This is a genomic window from Luteimicrobium sp. DT211, assembly GCF_049844995.1.
Classification (GTDB): Bacteria; Actinomycetota; Actinomycetes; order Actinomycetales; family Cellulomonadaceae; genus Luteimicrobium.
The window spans coordinates 559,988-579,666 of record NZ_JBNCMC010000003.1 but is presented as its reverse complement, the minus strand read 5'-3'; the positions used below and the strand labels follow the sequence as shown (position 1 = coordinate 579,666).

General features: G+C 74.0%; 18 protein-coding genes and 1 tRNA gene. 5 read left to right on the top strand and 14 right to left on the bottom strand.

Going from position 1 to position 19,679, the window contains the following annotated elements:
• Window positions 1-9: 9 nt before the first annotated feature.
• The gene (locus ACLQ14_RS10200) at window positions 10-1,326 is read right to left on the bottom strand and encodes an ABC transporter substrate-binding protein (protein ID WP_425812543.1); all 1,317 of its coding nucleotides are present in this window, start codon (window positions 1,324-1,326) and stop codon (window positions 10-12) included.
• 157 nt (window positions 1,327-1,483) lie between these two features.
• Here ACLQ14_RS10200 and ACLQ14_RS10195 point away from each other — a divergent pair, with 157 nt between their 5' ends.
• A complete protein-coding gene (locus ACLQ14_RS10195; protein ID WP_425812882.1) occupies window positions 1,484-2,473 on the top strand; it encodes a LacI family DNA-binding transcriptional regulator in 990 nt (329 codons plus the stop codon).
• 417 nt (window positions 2,474-2,890) lie between these two features.
• On the opposite strand, the gene ACLQ14_RS10190 is transcribed toward ACLQ14_RS10195, so the two are convergent.
• The 8 genes from ACLQ14_RS10190 to ACLQ14_RS10155 form a co-directional block, all read right to left on the bottom strand.
• Window positions 2,891-3,154, bottom strand: coding sequence for an acylphosphatase (locus ACLQ14_RS10190; protein ID WP_425812541.1), 264 nt, complete (start codon window positions 3,152-3,154; stop codon window positions 2,891-2,893).
• Window positions 3,151-3,684 (bottom strand): dsRBD fold-containing protein, encoded by a 534-nt coding sequence (locus ACLQ14_RS10185; protein ID WP_425812539.1) that lies wholly within the window; start codon window positions 3,682-3,684, stop codon window positions 3,151-3,153. The genes ACLQ14_RS10190 and ACLQ14_RS10185 overlap by 4 nt, the downstream gene beginning before the upstream one ends.
• Before the next feature lie 14 nt (window positions 3,685-3,698).
• Window positions 3,699-3,827 carry a hypothetical protein gene (locus tag ACLQ14_RS10180; RefSeq protein WP_425812537.1) on the bottom strand — a complete coding sequence of 43 codons (129 nt, stop codon included), beginning with the start codon at window positions 3,825-3,827 and terminating at the stop codon, window positions 3,699-3,701.
• Window positions 3,828-3,829: 2 nt separating this feature from the next.
• A complete protein-coding gene (locus ACLQ14_RS10175; RefSeq protein WP_425812535.1) occupies window positions 3,830-4,228 on the bottom strand; it encodes a DoxX family protein in 399 nt (132 codons plus the stop codon).
• Window positions 4,229-4,340: 112 nt separating this feature from the next.
• Window positions 4,341-4,417 (bottom strand) — tRNA-Met (locus ACLQ14_RS10170).
• 85 nt (window positions 4,418-4,502) lie between these two features.
• On the bottom strand, window positions 4,503-7,556 hold the full coding sequence (locus ACLQ14_RS10165; RefSeq protein ID WP_425812533.1) for a UPF0182 family protein: 3,054 nt from the start codon (window positions 7,554-7,556) through the stop codon (window positions 4,503-4,505).
• A 127-nt stretch (window positions 7,557-7,683) separates the two neighbouring features.
• Entirely contained in the window at window positions 7,684-8,760 is a 1,077-nt protein-coding gene (locus tag ACLQ14_RS10160; protein WP_425812531.1) for a YlbL family protein, read from the bottom strand.
• Window positions 8,761-8,854: 94 nt separating this feature from the next.
• A complete protein-coding gene (locus ACLQ14_RS10155; protein ID WP_425812529.1) occupies window positions 8,855-9,934 on the bottom strand; it encodes a nucleoside-diphosphate sugar epimerase in 1,080 nt (359 codons plus the stop codon).
• 173 nt (window positions 9,935-10,107) lie between these two features.
• Between ACLQ14_RS10155 and ACLQ14_RS10150 the strand changes: the two genes are divergently transcribed.
• Window positions 10,108-11,622 carry a zinc-dependent metalloprotease gene (locus tag ACLQ14_RS10150; RefSeq protein ID WP_425812527.1) on the top strand — a complete coding sequence of 505 codons (1,515 nt, stop codon included), beginning with the start codon at window positions 10,108-10,110 and terminating at the stop codon, window positions 11,620-11,622.
• Window positions 11,623-11,641: 19 nt separating this feature from the next.
• Here ACLQ14_RS10150 and ACLQ14_RS10145 read toward each other — a convergent pair whose 3' ends face one another.
• Window positions 11,642-12,148: a SprT-like domain-containing protein gene (locus ACLQ14_RS10145; RefSeq protein ID WP_425812525.1), complete on the bottom strand. Its 507-nt coding sequence runs from the start codon at window positions 12,146-12,148 to the stop codon at window positions 11,642-11,644.
• 165 nt (window positions 12,149-12,313) lie between these two features.
• On the opposite strand from ACLQ14_RS10145, the gene ACLQ14_RS10140 reads away from it, so the two are divergent.
• Window positions 12,314-13,408 carry a thiamine biosynthesis protein ThiF gene (locus ACLQ14_RS10140; protein ID WP_425812523.1) on the top strand — a complete coding sequence of 365 codons (1,095 nt, stop codon included), beginning with the start codon at window positions 12,314-12,316 and terminating at the stop codon, window positions 13,406-13,408.
• Window positions 13,409-13,431: 23 nt separating this feature from the next.
• Here the strand turns inward: ACLQ14_RS10140 and ACLQ14_RS10135 are convergent, their stop codons facing one another.
• Window positions 13,432-13,809, bottom strand: coding sequence for a WhiB family transcriptional regulator (locus tag ACLQ14_RS10135; protein WP_425812521.1), 378 nt, complete (start codon window positions 13,807-13,809; stop codon window positions 13,432-13,434).
• 456 nt (window positions 13,810-14,265) lie between these two features.
• Window positions 14,266-16,356 (bottom strand): ATP-dependent helicase, encoded by a 2,091-nt coding sequence (locus ACLQ14_RS10130; RefSeq protein ID WP_425812519.1) that lies wholly within the window; start codon window positions 16,354-16,356, stop codon window positions 14,266-14,268.
• 211 nt (window positions 16,357-16,567) lie between these two features.
• On the opposite strand from ACLQ14_RS10130, the gene ACLQ14_RS10125 reads away from it, so the two are divergent.
• Window positions 16,568-16,786, top strand: a complete 219-nt coding sequence (locus tag ACLQ14_RS10125; protein ID WP_425812880.1) for a mycoredoxin — start codon at window positions 16,568-16,570, stop codon at window positions 16,784-16,786.
• A 19-nt stretch (window positions 16,787-16,805) separates the two neighbouring features.
• Here ACLQ14_RS10125 and ACLQ14_RS10120 read toward each other — a convergent pair whose 3' ends face one another.
• Both ACLQ14_RS10120 and nudC read right to left on the bottom strand, forming a co-directional pair.
• Entirely contained in the window at window positions 16,806-17,660 is an 855-nt protein-coding gene (locus tag ACLQ14_RS10120) for a class I SAM-dependent methyltransferase (protein ID WP_425812517.1), read from the bottom strand.
• Window positions 17,657-18,667 carry an NAD(+) diphosphatase gene (nudC, locus tag ACLQ14_RS10115; RefSeq protein ID WP_425812515.1) on the bottom strand — a complete coding sequence of 337 codons (1,011 nt, stop codon included), beginning with the start codon at window positions 18,665-18,667 and terminating at the stop codon, window positions 17,657-17,659. Before nudC ends, ACLQ14_RS10120 begins: the two co-directional genes overlap by 4 nt.
• Before the next feature lie 82 nt (window positions 18,668-18,749).
• Between nudC and ACLQ14_RS10110 the strand changes: the two genes are divergently transcribed.
• A complete protein-coding gene (locus ACLQ14_RS10110) occupies window positions 18,750-19,676 on the top strand; it encodes a macrolide 2'-phosphotransferase (protein WP_425812513.1) in 927 nt (308 codons plus the stop codon).
• Window positions 19,677-19,679: the final 3 nt, after the last annotated feature.

Here is a 19,679-nt window from a genome sequence, read left to right as displayed (position 1 = left end):
GTGCTCAGATCACCCCTTCGCCGCGGCCGCGTTGACGGTCGAGATGATGTCGGCGACGGAGCCCTTGCCCGCGAGCAGGTTGACGACGGCGGTGTTGAGCGCGTTGCCGACGTTCGCGCCGTACAGCGTGTCGAGCCACAGCGAGACGTACGGGGCCTGGTTGTAGGCCGCGATGGCCTCCTTGAGGTACGACTCGGTCACGACCGACTGCGCGTCGTGGTTGACCGGCGGCGCGTTGAACGCCTTGTAGAACTGCTCCTGCGTGTCCTTCGTGACGAGGAAGTTGAGCACGTCGGCGCACGCCTGCTTGGGCGCCTTGGCCGAGCACGAGAAGCCGTCGACGCCGCCCATGATCGCCTTCGGGTCACCCTTGCCCCCGGTCACGGCCGGGAAGCCGTAGAACCCGAGGTCGGGCAGCGGCTTCTGGTCCGGGGTGAGCGACGCGACCTGGCCGGGCTCCCAGGCACCCATGAGCTCCTGGGAGGCCTTGTGGTTGGCCAGCATGCCGGCAGAGCTGCCGGCGCCCTGCTGGGCCGACGTGCTGAGGAAGCCCTTGTTGAAGGGGTCCGTCTTGGCGAAGTTGTCGAGGTCCTCGCCCGCCTTGGTCCAGCACGGGTCGTCGAACTTCAGGCTGCTCGCGGTCGAGTTCAGCGTGTCCTCGGAGCACTCCCGGAGGGCGAACCAGTAGTACCAGTGCGCGGCGGGCCATGCGTCCTTCGCGCCGAGCGCGATCGGCGTGATGTTCTTGGCCTTGAGCTGGGTGACCGCGGTGTTGAGCTCGTCGATCGTGGTCGGGTTGCTCGTGATGCCGGCCTTCTGGAACAGGTCCTTGCTGTACCACATGCCGCCGGGGGTCACGGTGTACGGCATGGCGTAGGTCTTGCCGTCGATCTGCTCGGACTTGAGGACGCCGTCGCCGATCGCCTTCGTGGTCTCGTCGGTGATGAGGTCGGACAGGTCGAGGACCTGACCGGCGTCGACCATGTCGCCCATCTTGCCGCCGCCGCGCTGGTAGAAGATGTCCGGCGCCGACCCCGAGTTGATCGCGGTCTGGAGCTTGCCGTCGTAGTTCTCGTTCTGGATGTTCTGGATGTCCAGGGTGATGTTCGGGTACTTGGCGTGGACGTCCTTGGCGAACTGGGCGAAGTACTCGGTGCCCGGTCCGGTCGAGGCGTTCGTCCACATGTGGAGCGTGACGGGCGAGTTCGAGTCCCCGCTCGCGCCGCCGCCGCCGTTGTCGCCGCCGCCGCCCGAGCAGGCGGTGAGCGCGAGGGCCGCGCTCGCACCGAGCGCGAGCAGTGCCGCGCCACGGAACTTTCTGGTCATCGTTGAGCCTTTCGTCGTCGTCGACGGATCGAACCTGAGGTGACGGCTGCGAGTCTGGCGCGTCACGCACCGCGGTGTCAACCGATATCGATAACGTTTTAGCGACGACACCGATGCCACCTATGATCGGGGAGTGAACCTCGCCCCCCGGGTCAAGATGGCCGACGTCGCCCGCGAAGCCGGCGTCTCCGTGGCCACGGTCTCCAAGGTCGTCAACGGCCGCTACGGCGTCGCGCAGGAGACCCTCGACCGCGTCCAGGGCGTCATCGAGCGGCTCGGCTACGAGGCGAGCCTCGGGGCGCAGAGCCTGCGCTCGCGCCGCACCCACGTGCTCGGGATCCTCGTCGCTGAGTTCGAGCCGTTCTCCGCCGAGCTCCTCAAGGGCGCGTCGGACGCGATCACCGGGACGGGCTACGAGCTGCTCGCCTACTCGGGCGGCAGCCGGGGCGCCGACGTCGGGTGGGAGCGCCGCTACCTCTCGCGGCTGTCCGGGACGCTCATCGACGGCGCGGTCATCGTCACCCCGACCGTCGTCGACACCAACCACGGCGTGCCCGTCGTGGCCGTCGACCCCCACACCGGCCCGTCCGGGCTGCCCACGATCGACTCCGACAACTACGCCGGCGCGGTCGCCGCCACCCGCTACCTCCTCGACCTCGGCCACTCGCGGATCGGCTTCCTCGCCGGTCGTGGCGACCTCGAGTCGTCGCGGCTGCGCGAGGCCGGGTTCCGCCAGGCCATGGCCGACGCCGGTCTCGAGGTCGACCCGAGCCTCGTGCGCGTCGGCTCGTACATCCGCGACGCCGCCGCCGGCCCGGCCCGCGACCTCCTCAGCCGGCCCGACCGGCCCACCGCGATCTTCGCGTCCAACGACCTCTCGGCGCTCGCGACCATGGAGGTCGCCCGCGAGCTGGGCGTCCGCGTGCCCGACGACGTCTCGATCATCGGCTTCGACAACGTGCCCGAGTCGGCGCTCGCCACCCCGCCCCTCACGACCATCAGCCAGCCGCTGCACCAGATGGGCGCCGAGGCGCTGCGCCTGCTCGTCGACCTCATCGACGGCGTCGAGCGGGACGTCCACGTCCGGCTGCCGACGGCGCTCGTCGAGCGCGCGACCTGCCGGCGGATCGGCGCGCCCGTCGCGTGACGGCGGTTCGCCGTGACGTAGGCGTCCGTGGTCGGTGACGTAGGCGTCCGTGGTCGGGTCCGCGGGTGGGTTCGGGCAGGCGGTTCGGACCAACCGCATGCTCGGCACGCTGACGGGTCGCCCCGCGCCGAGGTCGAGGGTTCTGCGTCGAGGACGAGGGTCTCGGGCTCGTGCTCGGCGAGAAACCTCGTACTCGGCGCACGGTCCGCCGCGGGGATGAGGGGGGCCGGCCTCCTGCGGAGGTGCGACGGCCGCAAAAGGGTGGGACGGGGTGTGGCGCGCGGTCGTGGAGGGCCTGGCGGGAGCCGGAGCGAGGAACGAGCGCAGCCGGATGGAAGACCGCGTGCCACACCCCCGAACCGCCCGCCCCGACCACGGGACGTCACCGTCGGCGAACCGAGCGTCACCGTCGGCGACCTAGCGCTCGACGTCGACCCGTTCCACGCTGCCCGGCGGGCCGGACGGACCGACTCCTCGCAGCCAGGCGACGAGCACGTCGAGCGCCGCCGCCGGGCCCGAGGCCGTGACGACGACCGTCCCGTCTGACCGGTTCTCGGCGCTGCCACGAAGGTCCAGGCGCGCGAGCTCGCGGTCGGTCGACCAGCGGAAGCCCACGCCCTGCACGCGGCCGTGCACCACCGCGCGCAGCGAACCGCTCCCGTCCGGGGTGCCCGCCGTCATGCGTGGACGTGCGAACGATCGCCGGTCGCGTGCGCGATGTCCTGCTCGGCGTCCCCGAGCAGCCGGTTCGCGAGCCGGCGCAGCGCCCGGCCGACCGCGAGCTCGTCGCCGACCAGCGGCATGTCGGGGTCGCCGGGCGCACGCCTCGCCTGGCCGACGGACCGGAGCTCGTCGAGCCCCGACGCCAGGTCCTCGCCCGGCGCCACGAGCAGCGCCTGCGCGTGCGTGTGGCCACCGTGCTCGAAGACGTCCACCTGGACCCGCCACGTCGTGTGCGGCGCTGGCGCGCTCGCCGCCTCGTCCGGGTCGCCCGCGGACAGGTCCCCTCCTCCCGGCGCCGCGCCGTCGTCGTGCTCGAGCACCGTGTCCGGGCCGGGGAAGACCACGCTGCGCTCCCCCGTGTCGGCCCACTCCACGACGAACGGCGGCGACCCGTCCAGGTGGCGCAGCTCGACCACGCGCCCCTCGCGCGCGGGCGTCCCGATCGTGCCCGAGACGGTGATGACGCGGTCCCCGATCGAAGCCTTCATCGCTCCCACCTCCGTCACTCCATCATGCGCGCCCGACGACGCAACCACCACGAGGCGAGGGCGACGACGGCCGAGCACGACGAGGGTGCGGCTGCGGCGGCTCCCTCGCCCGCCGCCAGGTTGGACCACGTCGCGCCGACCATGTTCACGAGGAAGCCCGCACAGGCGCCCCCTCGAGCGGCAGGAACCGGGGCAGCAGACCCGCGGCGCGCAGCACGAGGACCCCGGCCGCCAGCAGCTTCGCGGTGCCGAGCATGGTCGCCAGGTACGGCGGGTAGCCGAGCCGTACGAGAGTGGGGAAGAACGGCGGCTGACGTGCGAGGTAGAGCACGCCGCCCACGGCGCACTCGGCGATCACGATCCCCGTGGTCGCCCGCCGGGCGACCCGCTCGACCACGGGGACCGCGCTCCCGCGCCGAGGCGGCCCGGCAGTGGCGCCGCACCAGCGCGGGCCCGGCTTGCTCTGCTCGCGCTCGTCGCCCGCGGTCGGCTCGTGGGGGCGCTCGGCTTCAGCAGTGACGGCGCGGGATCGGCGGATCGACATGCTGAACACGCCCGCAGCGCGGCGTCGCGTCGCCCTCGTCGACTTCGGCGAGACCTGATCGCTCCGGGCAAGGCGAAAGGCCCCCGACCGCTTCCGGTCGAGGGCCTTTCTCTGGTGGCGGGGGCGGGATTTGAACCCGCGACCTCTGGGTTATGAGCCCAGCGAGCTACCGAACTGCTCCACCCCGCGTCGACTCCGTAACCATACGTGACGACCGGGGGCAGGACCAAATCGGCCTGCCCCCGGTCGTGTGCACGGCGTCGGGAGCGGCCCGTCAGCCGCCCGAGCCCGACGTCCCCGTGGGCGTCGGCGTCGGCGAGGCGGTCGGGGTGGACCCGCTGCCGTCCAGCTCGTCGGACGCCTTGGTGGCCGCCTCGATCGCGGACTGGAGGCGCTTCTGCGCCTGGCCGTAACCGGCGAAGTCGCCGGCGCTGAGGGCCTTCTGACCGTCCTCGATCGCCTGGTGGGCGTCGGCGAGCGCGGAGTCGAGCTGGGCCTGCGCGCCCGAGCTCGTCCCGCCGTTCCCGCCGGTCCCCCCGGTCCCGCCGGTGCCGCCGGTCTGGCCGGAGCCCTCCCCCGTGCCGCCGGTGCCCTGGTTGCTGTCGTCGGCGCTGGTGCCGGAGTCGCCCTTGAAGACCTGGTTGAGCGCCTCGTCGAGCGTGTTGGCGAACCCGACCTGCTCGCCGAAGCCCACGAGGACCTTGCGCAGCAGCGGGAACGACGTGCCCGACTTCGACTGCACGTAGACCGGCTGGACGTAGAGCAGGCCGCCGCCGACGGGCAGGGTGAGCAGGTTGCCGAGCGTCACGTCGGAGTTGCCCTGCTTGAGCAGGGTGATCTGCGACGACACGGTCGGGTCGGAGTTGAAGTTGTTCTGCACCTGACCCGGCCCGGGCACCGTCGCGTTGCGCGGCAGCTCGAGGAGCCTGAGCTTCCCGTACCCGGACGACACCTTGCCCGTCTGGTCGCCCGCGTCGGCGTCCACCGCCAGGAACCCGGTCAGGATCTGTCTGTCGGTGTTGCCGCCTGGGACGAACGCCGACGTCAGGGAGAACGTCGGTGACTTCTGGTCCGGCATCTGGAGCGTCAGGTAGTACGGCGGCTGGTACGGCTGGGAGGACGCGGGCGTCGCGGACGAGCTCGTCGTCGGGTCCTTGGGCACGCTCCAGAAGTCCTGCCCGAGGAAGAACCGGGACGCGTCCTCGACGTGGTAGCGCGTGAGGAGCGTGCGCTGGACCTTGAACAGGTCCTCCGGGTACCGGACGTGGCTCATGAGGGCGCCGGAGATCTGCGACATCGGCTCGACCGTGTTGGGGAAGATGGACTGCCAGGCCTTGAGCACCGGGTCCTCGTCGTCGAACGCGTAGAGCGTCACCTTCCCGGTGTACGCGTCGACGGTCGCCTTCACGGAGTTCCGGATGTAGTTGACCTCCTGCGGCGCGAGCGCCGCGATCGCGGTGGACCGCTGGGTCAGCGCGTCGGCGGTCGCCGAGTCGAGCGCCGTGCCCGTCGAGTACGGGTAGCCGTTCGAGGTCGTGTACCCGTCGACCATCCACACCACGCGGCCCTCCACGACCGCCGGGTAGACCCGGCCGTCGAGCGTCAGGTACGGCGCAACCTTCTGGACGCGCTCGCGCGGGTCACGGTCGTAGAGGATCTGCGAGTCGGACGTGACCCGGTCGGAGAACAGCAGCTGCTCGTCGCCGAACTTGATCGCGTACGCGACCTTGGCGGCGAAGTTGCCGATGGTCGGCCCGCCGTCGCCCGTGTACGTGTAGTTGACCTGCCCGTTCGACGAGTCGTCCGGGTAGTCGAGCTCCCACGGCGCGGTGCCCTTCGGCGCCCCCACGATCGAGTACCCCGGCAGGTTCTGACCGAAGTAGATGCGCGGCTCGTACGTCCCGAGGGATCCCACCGACGGGATGTCGCGCTCGAAGAACGCCGGCTGACCGTCCGACGTCGTCGTGTTGCCGTAGGCCGCGACGACGCCGTAGCCGTGCGTGTAGACGGTGTGCTCGTTGGTCCAGTTGCGCTGGTCCGCACCCAGGCCAGCGAGGTTGAGCTCGCGCGCCGCGATGACGGTGTCCTGGCTCTTGCCGGCGATCGTGTACTTGTCGACAGCGAGCGTGTCCGGGAAGTCGTAGTACTGCTTGTTCTGCTGGAGCTGGCGGAACGACGGGCTGACGATCTGTGGGTCGAGCAGCCGGATCTGCGCGGTGGTCTGTGAGTCCGCCTTGAGGGCGCCCTTCTGCGCCGTCGTCGTCGCCTTGTAGGGCTGGTCGTCGACGTCGTCGAGGCCGAACGCCGTCTTGGTCGCGTCGATGTTCCGCTGGATGTACGGCGACTCCTTGGCCTGCTCGTTCGGGTTGACCGTGAAGCGCTGCACGACCGCCGGGTAGATGCCCCCGATCGCGATCGCTGCGACGACCATGAGCCCGACGCCGATGACAGGGAGCCGCCAGTCCCCGCGGAACGCCGTGATGATGAAGATGACCGCCACGAGCGCCGCGATCCCCGCGAGGATCAGCTTGGACGGGAAGACCGCGTTGACGTCGGTGTAGCCCGCCCCCGCGAAGTCGGTGCCGTTCTTCGTGAGCAGCGAGTACCGGTCGAGCCAGTAGTTCGCCGCCATGAGCAGGAGCAGCGCGGCCGCGGTGAGCGAGAGCTGCACCCGGGCCGCCCGCGTCGTGGCGAGGCGACCGCCGGCGCTGGCGCCCACCCGGATGCCGCCGTAGAGGTAGTGCGTGACGATCGCGACGAGCCCCGAGATGATGACGACCGCCACCCCGAACCCGACGACGAACCGCCAGAACGGCAGCGAGAACACGTAGAAGCCGAGGTCGAGGTGGAACTGCGGGTCCTTGGTCCCGAAGGACTGGGAGTGCAGCGCGAGCTGGACCTTCTTCCAGGCGCCCGCGGCGGACGCGCCCGCGAACAGGCCGATGAGGATGGGCAGGCCGATCGTGACGACGCGGCGCAGCGGCTCGATCGCCTCGCGGTACTGGTCGAGCGTCGCCTGCTCGGGCGTGCTCGGCGCGTAGAGCGGCCGGTTGCGGTAGGCGACGGCGATCGACGCGTAGAGCGCGCCCCCCATGACGAGGAAGCCCAGCAGGAACAGGACGAGCCGGGTGCCCCACTCGGTCAGCAGGACGTGGCCGAAGCCGAGCTGCCGGAACCACAGCACCTCGGTCCCGAGCTGGGAGGCCACCACCACGAGCACGACGACGGCCACGAGGACGAGGAGCGTGATCAGGAGGGGGCTGCGCCGTCGGGTGCGAGGGCCGGGCGCGGGCCGGCGGGGTTGGGACGGGGACGAGGCGAAGGACAAGGCGACCTCTTCGGATGGCTGGGACGCGGGGTCTCGTGCGGCTGCCCCCAGGCTCCCACAGGTGGACGGATCGGGACGGGTCGGTAAGAGCCGTCCGCGGCGTCGTCGCGGGCCGGGGGCTGCGGGGTCAGGGCCCCTGGCAGGTGGGCAGCCCGGAGGCGGTGCCGCGCTGGATCGACAGCAGGTCCGCGCGGGCCTCGTGCAGCGTGCCGACGGAGAGGACGTGCATGCCGTCCGGCACGTAGCCGACGACCTCGTCGCAGTTCGTCTTGGGCGCGAGGAACCAGGTCGCGCCGTCGCGCCGGGCCCCGACCATCTTCTGCCGGATGCCGCCGATGGCCCCGACGGTGCCGTCGACGTCGATCGTGCCCGTGCCGGCGACGGTCTTGTCCTTCGCGAGGTCCGCGGAGGTGAGCTTGTCGACGATCCCGAGCGAGAACATGAGGCCGGCGCTCGGCCCGCCGACGTTGGCGAGGTTGATCGTGACGTCGACCGGGAAGTCGAACTTCGGGTCGATGTAGACGCCGAGCTGCGCGTTGCCGTCCGCGGCGCGCGACGTCTTGACGGTGAGATCCTTGCTCGCCCCGCCGCGGGTGACGCCCAGGGTCACGGTGTCGCCGGGCGTCGTGTCGTCGAGCGCGGTGAGCAGGGCCGTGTAGGTGGTGACGGGCTTGCCGTCGAACGTCGTGACGACGTCGCCCTTCTCCACGACGCCCACCGCGCCGGAGCCGGGGACGGCACCCACGACGGTCAGCGTCGCGGGGACCTCGTAGCCGACCTCGGTCAGGGCTGCGACGGTCGCGGACTCCTGCGAGGAGACCATCTGCTGGTGGGACTCCTGCTGCTCCTGCTCCTGCGTCGTCCCCGGCGGGAACACGAGGTCGCGCGGCAGCAGCACGGTGTCCTTGCGGAACCAGCCCTCGACGGCCTGGTCGAGCGTGACCGCGTAGCCGGGGCCGCCCGCCTCGAGGACGGTGACCAGCCGGAGCTCGCCGGTCGTCGGGTAGGTCTTGGCCCCCGAGATCTGCAGGACCGGCTTGCCGCCGGACGTGCCGAGCGTGTCGAACGTCGGGCCGGGGCTGTTGACCACGAACGGCGCGGGCAGGAACACGAGCACCGCGAGCAGCACGACGGTGAGCAGCCCGGCCCACGACAGCGTGCGGGTCCGCGGCGTGACGACCGGACCGGCCTCGGTCGACGGCATGCTGCCGCCCCCCTGCGGGCTCACCGGTCCGGACACAGGGGACATCCTGGCGGAGAAACCTGGGAGGACGCGAACCGGCGCTCCGGCGCGGACGTCACCGGTGGCCGTGCCCGCGAGCCTGCCGCCACACCGCGGCCGTGCCGAGAAGGGCGACGGCGGCCCCCGCGGCGCCCAGGGCGGCGGCGTCCCGCGCCCCGACCCGGCGCCCGGCGAGCGTCAGGCCGGACCGCAGCCCCTCGACGAGCACGCCCACGCAGCGGGCCGACGACCAGGACGAGCGCCAGCCCGCGGCCACGAGTCGGGCGGGGTCGACGGTCCACGGATAGACCGCGAACGCCAGCTCGTCGGGCGGCGCCGGGACCGCCCCGACGCGGTGCAGGCTCTCCGCGAGCGCGAAGGCCGTCGACGCCGGCAGCGTGAGCAGGCGCCGGCCCGACAGCTCGGCCACCTCGTCCGACGTCAGAGCGTCGGGCGTCCCGTCGTCGCGCACGGGGCCCACCGTGAGCACGCCCGCGAGGCCGTGGCCAAGCGTCGTCCGGACGGCGGTCACGAGGTCGTCGAGGTGGAGGAGCTGCCAGCCCCGCGCGGCGTCGCGGACCACGAGCAGCCGGGGAGCCTCGAAGTGCCGGGTGACGAGCGTGTCGACACCCGGGCCGACGAGCGCGGCGCAGCGCAGGATCGTCGACCGGTGGTCGCCCTCGCCGGCCGTCGACAGCTCCGCCTCGAAGGCCCGCTCGAACGCGGCGATCCGGCCGACGACGCCCGGCGACGTGGACGCCACCTCGTCGCGCGGCTCGTCGTCGACGATGACGGGCCTGCCCGGCGCCGCCCCGCACACCATCGCCGAGCTCACGACGACGCCGTGGAGCCCGTGCTCGGCCACGGCCCTGGCCGCGCGGCGCGCCTGCTCGACGAGGCGGTCGCGCCGGTTCCGCTCGGTCGTCTCGAGGGCGAAGTCGGCCGTGTGGCCGAGGGCGACGAGGGCGCCGGCGTCGCGCAGCAGGTCCGTGGGGTCGTCGGGAAGCTCCGGCACGTGGGTGGCCCCGAGGCCGACGGCGAGGCGTTCGGCGAGCCGTCCCTCGCCCACGACGACCACGCGGTCGTGCGCTCCACCGGGGCCGTCAGCGGCGGCGTCGTCCGGGCTGCGCTGAGAGCGAAGTCGTGTGCCGACCACGGCTCACCTCCACCCTCACAGCCCCCGCAGCGGCTACGGTGAAGGACGAACGGAGCCGCCGACGACCGTTGTCGTCGTCTGGCCCTTGTCGATGCCCACCCGCCCCTGACGGCACGATATGGCCAAGATAACACCGGCGACAGGCGCAACCGCGGATCTTCCCTGGAGGAGTCATGACCGACCTGCCCGACGACGCCGCGCGCGGCGGATCGCCCGACCGGTCCGGCTGGGAGGAGCTTCTGCGCTCCGTCTTCGGCGCCGACGCGGACGAGGCGATGCGTGAGCTGCGCGCCCACGGCTTCGACCCCGAGGCGCTGGGCGCCAGCTCCGAGCTCGCCGCCAACCCGCAGCTGCTCGGGCCCATCCTCGAGCGCGTCCAGCGCATGCTCACGCAGCCCGGCGCCGGTCCCGTCAACGCGGACCTCGCGCACGACGTCGCCCGCCAGGTCGCGGTGACCGGCGGCGACCCGGTGGTCACCGCGGGCGAGGCGCGCGCCGTCGTCGACGCGCTGACCGTGGCCGACCTGTGGCTCGACACCGCGACCGAGCTCCCGCCCGCGGGCGGGGCGCGCGCCGCGTGGAGCCGGTCGGAGTGGGTCGAGCGCACGCTTCCGGCGTGGAACACGCTCGCTGCGCCCGTCGCCGCGTCGATGGCGGACGCCCTGTCCGGGATCCTCGCCGACCAGCTCGGGGACCTGCCCGAGGGCGAGACCGGCCTGCCCGAGCTCAGCATCCCCGGTCTGCCGCCGGGCGCCCTGAGCGGCCTGTCGGGGCTCGACCCCGCGACGATGATGCGGTCGATGGGCAGCGCGATGTTCGGCATGCAGGTCGGGCAGGCCGCGGGCACGCTGTCGCGCGAGGTCTTCGGCGCGACGGACATCGGCCTGCCGCTCCTCGACGAGCCGTCGACCGTCCTGCTCCCCCGCAACGTCGCCGACTTCGCCGAGGGTCTCGACGCGCCGCTCGAGGAGGTCCGCCTCTACCTCGCGCTGCGCGAGGCAGCGCACGCCCGCCTCTTCACGCACGTGCCGTGGCTGCGCGCGCACCTGCTGGGGCTCGTCGAGGCGTACGCCCGCGGCATCACGATCGACGTCCAGGCGCTCGAGGAGAAGGTCGCCGACGTCGACCTGTCCGACATGGACGCCCTGCGCGCGGCGCTGTCGGGCGGCGGCGTGTTCGGCCCCCAGCACACCCCGGAGCAGACCGCGACCCTCGCCCGGCTGGAGACGACGCTCGCGCTCGTCGAGGGCTGGGTCGACGAGGTCACCGCGACCGCCGCGCTCCCCCAGCTCCCGCACGCCGTGCCGCTGCGCGAGATGCTGCGCCGGCGCCGCGCCGCGGGCGGCCCCGCGGAGCAGACGTTCGCGACGCTCGTCGGGCTGGAGCTGCGGCCCCGCCGGTCGCGGGACGCGGCCACGCTGTGGGCGCGCATCGGCGCGGACCAGGGGCCTGAGGCGCGGGACCACGTGTGGGACCACCCGGACCTGCTCCCCACCGCCGAGGATCTCGACGACCCCGCCGGCTACGCCTCTCGGCGCAGCGAGGCGGCCGAGTCGTCCGCGGACCTCGACGCCGCGCTCGCGGAGATCCTGGGCGACGGGACGGGATCCGACGGATCCGGGGACGCGCCCGGCGCCGACACCGGCCACGACGCGCCCGGCGACGGCGGGGACGCACCCCGCGCCTGACGCGCGGTGCCTACGCCGGCTAGGAGGACTTCCCGAACGTGACGCCCTCGAGGTACCCGCGCGCCCGCTCGGTGCGCGGGTAGGCCTCGAGCAGCTCCCAGAACTCGGGCCCGTGGCCGGCGTGGAGCAGGTGCGCGAGCTCGTGCAGCAGGACGTAGTCGAGGACCCAGCTCGGCATGCCCTGCACCCGGTCGGAGATCCGGATCGAGCCGTCGAGCAGCGTGCACGAGCCCCAGCGTCGGCCCTGGTTGCTCGACCACCGGACGCTCGCGGGACGCGCCCGACCGTCCAGGTATCGGTCCGAGAGCTCGGTGGCGCGCTGCAGGAGCTGCTCGTCGGACGGCCGACGCCGCTGCTCCTTCTCCTCGAGGCGGGCCAGCATCCGCTCGACCCACTCGCGTTCCTGGGCGCGCGAGAAGCGCGCCGGGATAGCGACGATCGTGCGCTCGCCGTCGCGGTACGCGCTGACCGTGCTGACCCGCCGCCGGCTGCGTCGCACCTCGACCGTGCGCGTGACGTCGGCCACGTCCTGACCATAACCGGCCCTGACGTGCGGCGGAAGGACCGCGGCCGGGCGCGTCGGGCCCCTCACCAGCCCGGACGCCGCAGGTACCTGTGGATGACGCCGCGCCCGGCGGCCGGGACGTGCGACCGTGGGCCCCACCCGAAGCCCGCCCCCACGGAGGTCGCCGTGACCGCCAGCCCCACACGCACGCCGCCCGCGTCCGGACCGCTCGAGCGGCTCCGGCTGCGTCCCGAGCTCGAGGTCCTGTGGCGGTCGACCGGCGAGCTCCAGCTGGGCTCCGACCCCCGCACCGCCGTGCGGCTCGAGGGGCTCGCGCCGCACGAGACCCGCTGGCTGTCCACCACCGGCGACAAGCCGCTCCTCGCGTCCGCCGCGCGGGCGGGCGTGGACCGCGCTCGCGCCCGCGACCTCGTCGCCGCCCTCGAGCGCGCGGGCGTCACGTCCCGCCCCCGCCGGTCCGCTCCCGTCACCGCACCCGGCGCGGGCGCGGGCGACGCGCCCGCGCTCGGTGCCGTCCACGCCCGGCCCGGTCACGAGGTGCTCGAACGGCGGGCCGAACGCTCGGTGCTCGTCGCGGGCACCGGACGCACGGGCGCCGGCGTCGCCCAGGCGCTCGCCGCGGCGGGCGTCGGGACGCTGCTCCTGCACGACGCGCGGCCCGTGCTGGGGACCGACGTCGGCGTCGGGGGCCTCGTCCTCGCGGACGTCGGGCGGCGCCGGGACGCCGCAGTCGCCGCCCACGTCGCGGCCTCCTCGCCCGCCACCGCGGTCCGCACCGGCGCGGACGCCACGTCCGGCGACCCTGACCTGGTCGTCCTCGTCAGCCACCGTGCGCCCGACGTCGCCCGGGCCACCCGGCTCGTCGGCGCCGGCACCGACCACCTGGCCGTCGTGATCGAGGAGGCGGGCGCCGTCGTCGGGCCGCTCGTCGTCCCCGGCCGCGGCCCGTGCCTGCGCTGCGTCGACCTGCACCACCGCGACGCCGACTCCCGCTGGCCGACCATGGCCGTGCAGCTCCGCCAGCGCTACGAGGGCGCCGCAGCGCCCGAGGAGACCGTCACCGCGACGACCGCCGCCGCGCTCGCCGCCGGGCAGGTGCTCGCCCACCTCGACGGCCTCCCGACCACGGCCCTCGCCGCGAGCCTGGAGGTCCGGCTGCCGGCCGCCGTGCCCCGGATACGACGGTGGCACCCGCATCCACGATGCGGGTGCCACAGTCTTGAGATGGAACTCGAACCTGCTCCGGTGCCTCCGGCCTGAGCCCTGCCACCGCCGGCCTGGCCTCAGGCCGCCTCGGCGGGCCGGACCTTGCGGGGCCGGCCACGGCCACGCTTGGTCGCGACGACCACGCCGTCGACGAAGACCTGACCGCCCCAGACGCCCCACGGCTCGTGGCGCTCGACGGCGCCCGCCAGGCAGCCCTCCATCAGGGGGCAGTCGTGGCAGAGCGCCTTCGCGCGCTCGACGTCGGCCTGGCGCTCGGCGAACCAGAGCTCGGCGTCGTTCGTACGGCAGGGCAGGATCTCGGCGAGGATGCGGTCGAACTCGGCAGCCGTGCTCCCGACGGCCTCGGTGATGGTGGGGGCAAAGGTGTCGGGGGCAGGGTTCCACGGTCCGGAACCGCCCTGCGGGATCGAGTCGAGCAGCGTCGTGAGCCGCACGATGTCCTCCAGTTTCGTCCTGTCGTTGCTTGTCGTGACTGCTTCGACGGGGAATCCGGGGGCCTTCGTCCGACGCCTTCGTGGCGTCGGTCCCATGAGAAAGGCCGCGGATCCCTGTCGGGCTCCGCGGCCTGGAGGCTGCTAGGTCGGTTCGACCTACAGATGAGTCCAGAGTGCGGAGCCGGGTGCGGGGAGATCGCCTCGCGTCCCGCGCTTACGAGAGGTCGCGGAGACAGAGCTGTAGCCCGCAGACAGCGTGAAGCCGGTCTTCGGAGCCATGATCTCGATCGTCGTGTTGTTCACTGCACCCACCTCCTCTCTCGTTCGGCACCGTACGGGCGGACCCGCACGACACCCTCGGGCATCGGACTCGTCGACGGTACGCCCCGCCACACAGGGCGCACAACTTATTTACGGACGAGTTCTTCAGATTTTCTTCGCGGGTCCCGACGCCGGTCAGGACGGGCCTGCGGCGGACCTCACCAGCTCGAGCAGGCTTGCCCCGTATCGGTCGATCTTCGCCGGCCCGATGCCGTTCACGCGCGCCAGCTCGGCGACGGACGTCGGCCGGGCCTCGGCGATCTCGGCGAGCGTCGAGTCGACGAGCACCGTGAAGGCGGGCTTGTCGATCTCACGCGCGACGCCCGAGCGCCACTCGCGCAGGGACTCGAAGAGCGCCTGGTCGTACTCGCCGGTGAGCTGAACCGCGCCGCGAGCAGCCCGCCCGGCTCCCTTGCTCCCGGCGCCCCGCGACCGCCGCGCCCGGTCCGACGGGTCGTCGGGCCACAGCCCGTCGAGGAACCGGGTCCGCTTGCGCGTGGCCCGCCCGCCGGGGTGGCGCGACCGCCCGTACGACAGCTCGAGCCGCTCGCGGGCCCGCGTGATCCCCACGTACAGCAGGCGGCGCTCCTCGGCGACGGCGTCGTCCGTCTCCGCGAGCGAGATGGGCATGAGCCCCTCGCTCATGCCCGCGAGGAACACCGCGTCCCACTCGAGGCCCTTGGCCGCGTGGAGCGAGGCGAGCGTGACGCCCTCGACCGTCGGGGCGTGCTGGGCCGAGGCGCGCTCGTCGAGCTCCGCGACCAGGTCCGGCAGCGTGGACCCCTCGGGCAGGTCGTCCGCGAGCGCCACGAGCGCCTGCATCGCGTCCCACCGCTCCCGGACGGCACCGCGCGCCGCGGGGGGCTTCGGAGCCCAGCCGACCGTGATGAGCACGTCTCGCACCGCCTCGGGCATGGGCTGGTCCGGGTCGGCAGAGCGCGCCGCGCCGCGCAGCAGCACGATCGCGTCGCGCACCTCCTTGCGCTCGAAGAACCGGCCGCCGCCGCGCACCAGGTAGCCGATGCCGGCGTCCGCGAGGGCCTGCTCGAACGCCTCCGACTGCGCGTTCGTCCGGTAGAGCACGGCGATCTCGCTGACCGGCACGCCCTGCTCGACCAGGCGGCCCACCCGGGCGGCGATCCCGGCGGCCTCGGACTCGTCGTCGTCGTAGGCGGTGAAGCCCACGGGCGGGCCCGACGGGCGCTGCGCGATCAGCTCGAGCGGCGCGCCCGGGCCGCGGCGCCGGCCGGTGCTCGCGAGGAGCCGGTTGGCGAGCGTCACGACCTCGGGGGTGGAACGGTAGTCGCGCACGAGGCGCAGCACGTGCGCCCCGGGGTACGTCTTGGAGAACGTCAGCAGGTGGTGGGGCGTAGCCCCCGTGAACGAGTAGATGGTCTGGCTCGGGTCGCCGACGACGCAGATCTCCTTGCGGCCGCCGAGCCACTGGTCGAGCAGGAACTGCTGGAGCGGCGAGACGTCCTGGTACTCGTCGACGACGAAGTGCCGGTACTGGCGGCGGACCTCGTCCGCGACCGCCGGCGTGGAGCGCAGCATCTCGCCCAGCAGCAGGAGGACGTCCTCGAAGTCGATCACGCCGCGCTCGGTCTTGACCTCCTCGTACGCGGCGATGAGGCGCGCGATCGTGGTCGCGTCGTAGCCGGCCGGCGTCTCGCGGTCCACGGCCGCGCACGCGCGCTCGTAGTCCTCCGCGGTGACGAGCGAGACCTTGGCCCACTCGATCTCCGACGACAGGTCACGGACCGCCACCCGGTCGACGGCCACGCCGAGCCGCCGGGCCGCCTCGCCGACCGCCGGCGCCTTGTACTCGAGGATCCGGGGCGGCGCGCCGCCGACGACACGCGGCCAGAAGTACCCGAGCTGGCGCAGCGCGGCCGCGTGGAAGGTGCGGGCCTGCACGCCCTGCACCCCGAGCTGGCGCAGCCGCGTGCGCATCTCCCCTGCGGCGCGAGCCGTGAACGTCACGGCCAGCACGCTCGTCGGCGTGTAGACACCCGTCCGCACCCCGTACGCGATGCGATGGGTGATCGCGCGCGTCTTGCCGGTGCCCGCCCCCGCCAGCACGCACACCGGCCCCTGCAGCGTGACCGCGACGTCGCGCTGCTCGGGGTCGAGCGCGTCGAGGATCGCGTCCGCGGTGCGGGGCGGCGCGGCGTCGGGCCGGGGCGAGGTGCGGGAGGCGGGTCCGGGAGGAGGTGGCGTGGACATCACCCGCGATTCTCGCAGCCGCGGGTGACACGTGGGTCGTCCGTCCCCAGGAGCCCGCCTCCGTCGTCGGGCGGGCGGGAAGAACCACGGGTGACCGCGCGTTGCAGGGAGTTGGCGCGGGAGTTGCCGCGCCCGACGTGCACAGCTGAGGAGTTGCTCCGTGACCGAGACCGCCGTCTCCCCCGTCCTGCCCGAGCCCGGGTCCGTCGTCATGTACTCGACGACGTGGTGCGGCTACTGCCGCCGCCTCAAGACGCAGCTGGACTCCGCGGGCATCGGGTACACGGTCGTCGACATCGAGCAGCAGCCCGAGACGGCGTCCTACGTCGAGCAGATCAACGGCGGCAACCAGGTCGTCCCCACGGTCGTCTTCCCCGACGGCACCGCGGCCACCAACCCCAGCCTCGCCGAGGTCCGCTCGCGCCTCTGACGCACGTCCCCGTGTGGCGTCAGGCGGGTGGGCGTCGGCCGTGGCCCAGCAGGGCGACGTGCGGGAGCGCCAGGAGGCCGTCGTCGCCGCGGAGCTCGTCGGCGAGCCGGTCGAAGTGCGCCCGGGCGGCAGCCCGGGCCTCCGACGGGGCGCCGGTGAGCACCTTCCCCACCGTCGCCACGCCCGACGCCGGGCCGGCCCACCACGTGTCGGCGTCGACCCGGTGCACCCACCGGCGCTCCTCCACGACGACGTCGACCAGGCCCGCGTCGCGCAGCAACGCCGCCAGCCCGTCGGCCGTGCGCGGGAAGTCGTCGGCGCCGTCGAGCGAAGGGAACGTCGTCGGGCGCTCGATCCCCGCCGCCGCGAGCGCCCGGCCCACGAGCGTCTGCCCCGCGGCCGGAGGGCTCGCCCAGATCGTCACGGCCACGCGTCGGCCCGGCAACGCCACGCGGGCGAGCTCGGCCGCCGCCGCCCGCGGGCGGCCCACGTGGTTGAGCACGAAGCCAGCGGTCACCGCGTCGAACGACCCGTCCGCGAACGGCAACGCCGGGAGCGCGGCGACGACGCCCGTCAGGGGCGCACCGTCGCGGCCCGCGGTCCCGACGGCGGTCGCCACCATGCCCGGGTCCGCGTCGCACGCCAGCGCGTCCGCGCCGCGCCCACGTGCCAGGAGCGCGACCGTGCCGGTGCCCGTCCCGACGTCGAGCACGCGCGTCCCGTTCCCGGCGTGCGCGGCGTCGAGCAGATCCGGCGCGAGGTGTGCGCACAGGTGCGCGAAGGTCCGGGCGTAGGCATCCGCGGAGCCCCGCCAGATCGCGCGCTCCGAGCGGTCGAAGGGGGTCGCCAGGTCGGTGGCGGTCGTCGCCGTCACGCCTCGGCCGCGGGCGTGGGCAGCGGGCCGCCGAACCACTCCTCGATCAGCGCCCGCGCGATCGACACCCGACCCGGCGGGAGCAGCGCGCCCCTGGCGACCTGGTCCCGCAGCTCGTCCCGGGTGACCCAGCGCAGCTCGGCGAGCTCGACGCCGTCCGGGTGCAGCGCCGTCGTGCGCGCGCGGGCGCGGAAGCCCAGCATGAGCGAGGACGGGAACGGCCACGGCTGGCTCCCCCGGAACGCCACCTCGCCGACGTCCACCCCCGACTCCTCCCGCACCTCCCGGCGGACGGCCTGCTCGGCGGACTCGCCCGGCTCGACGAACCCCGCGAGCGTCGAGAAGCGGCCCTCAGGCCACGCGGCCGAGCGGCCGAGGAGCAGGCGGTCGTCCTCGTCGACGACCGCCATGATCACGGCCGGGTCGGTCCGCGGGAAGTGCGCGATGCCCTCCGCCTCGCACCGACGCACCCAGCCGCCGTCCGTGACGACCGTCGGCTCGCCGCAGTGCGGGCACCGTGGGGCGCGGTCGTGCCACTGCGCGACGGCGGTCGCCTCGGCAGCCAGCGCCGCCTCGTCGTCGGGAACGGTCACCGCCGCCTCCCGCACCGTCCGCCACTGCCGGTCGCGCAGCAGTCCCGACCACACGTCCTGCGGCGCGATGCCCTCGATGCCGGGCGCCGTCGCGTCGGCGGCGTCCGGCACGACGAGCGCGAGGACGGTCGCGCCCTCCACCTCGCCGAGCAGGATCCATCGGGCCACGGGCTGCGCGTCCGACGGCGGCCCGAACGCCGGGTCGCGGACCGCGGCGGCGGGCAGCAGGTCCAGCCGGGCTGCGCCCGTCACCGGCACGTGCGCGCGGTGCACGAGCAGGACCCGCGTCGCGTCGTCGGCGAGCGCCCGGGCCAGCTCGCCCGGGGCCGTCCGGCGCTCGGCGGCACGGTCCAGGGCGGTCGTGAGGGGCAGTGCGGCGAACGGGCCGGGCGGCACGGAAGGGAGGTCGGTCACCGGCTCACCGTAGCCGCCGCGATCCCCCGCCCCGCCGCGGGTCGGTCCCCTCCAGGCGTGTCCTCCCGCTACCGTGGGGCGGGTGACCCGCTCGCCCCTCGTCCTCGCCGCGCTGTCCACCCAGGCGGTGCACGGGCTGCAGGCGGTGACGGTCGAGCCGGTGCGCGACCGCGGGGACTTCGACGTCGCGGTCGTGACCGACGAGGACGGCGCACGCTGGGTCGTCCGCGCGCCCCGGACCGTCGCCGCGGGCGCGTCGCTCGAGGCCGAGGTCGCGCTGCTCGCACGCCTCGTGCCCTACGTCGACGCCGGCGTCCTCCCGTTCTCCGTGCCCGCACCGCGCGGGTACGCGCGGCTGCCCGAGGGCGGCCGCGCCGTCGTGCACACCGCCCTCGACGGCGCACCGCTGGAGCTCGACCGCCTCGGCCCGGGCCCCGGCCTCGCCGCCGACCTCGGGCGTGTCGTCGCCGCGATCCACGAGCTGCCCGTGAACGTCGTCGCCGACGCCGGCCTCCCCGTGTACACCGCGGACGAGTACCGGGACCGCCGGCTCGCCGAGCTCGACGACGCCGCCGCGACCGGGCACGTCCCGACCATGCTTCTGCGCCGCTGGGAGGACGCGCTCGAGGACGTCGCGCTGTGGAAGTACCAGCCCGTCGTCGTGCACGGGGACCTGGGTCCGGAGCAGGTGCTCGCGTCCGGGACCCGGGTGCGCGCGGTGACCGGCTGGGCCGACGCGCGGGTCGCCGACCCCGCGGACGACCTCGCCTGGCTGCTCGTCGCGGCCCCCGAGGACGCCACCGACTCGATCCTCGAGGCCTATCGGCTGCGGCGCACCGAGCTCGCCGACCCGCACCTCGAGGAGCGCGCCCTGCTCGCCGGCGAGCTCGAGCTCGTGCGCTGGCTCCTGCACGGGGTCAGGACCGGGCAGGACGACGTCGTCGCCGACGCGATCGACATGCTCCACGAGCTCGAGGACGCCGTGCAGGACGGCGCGGGCGAGCCGTAGCTC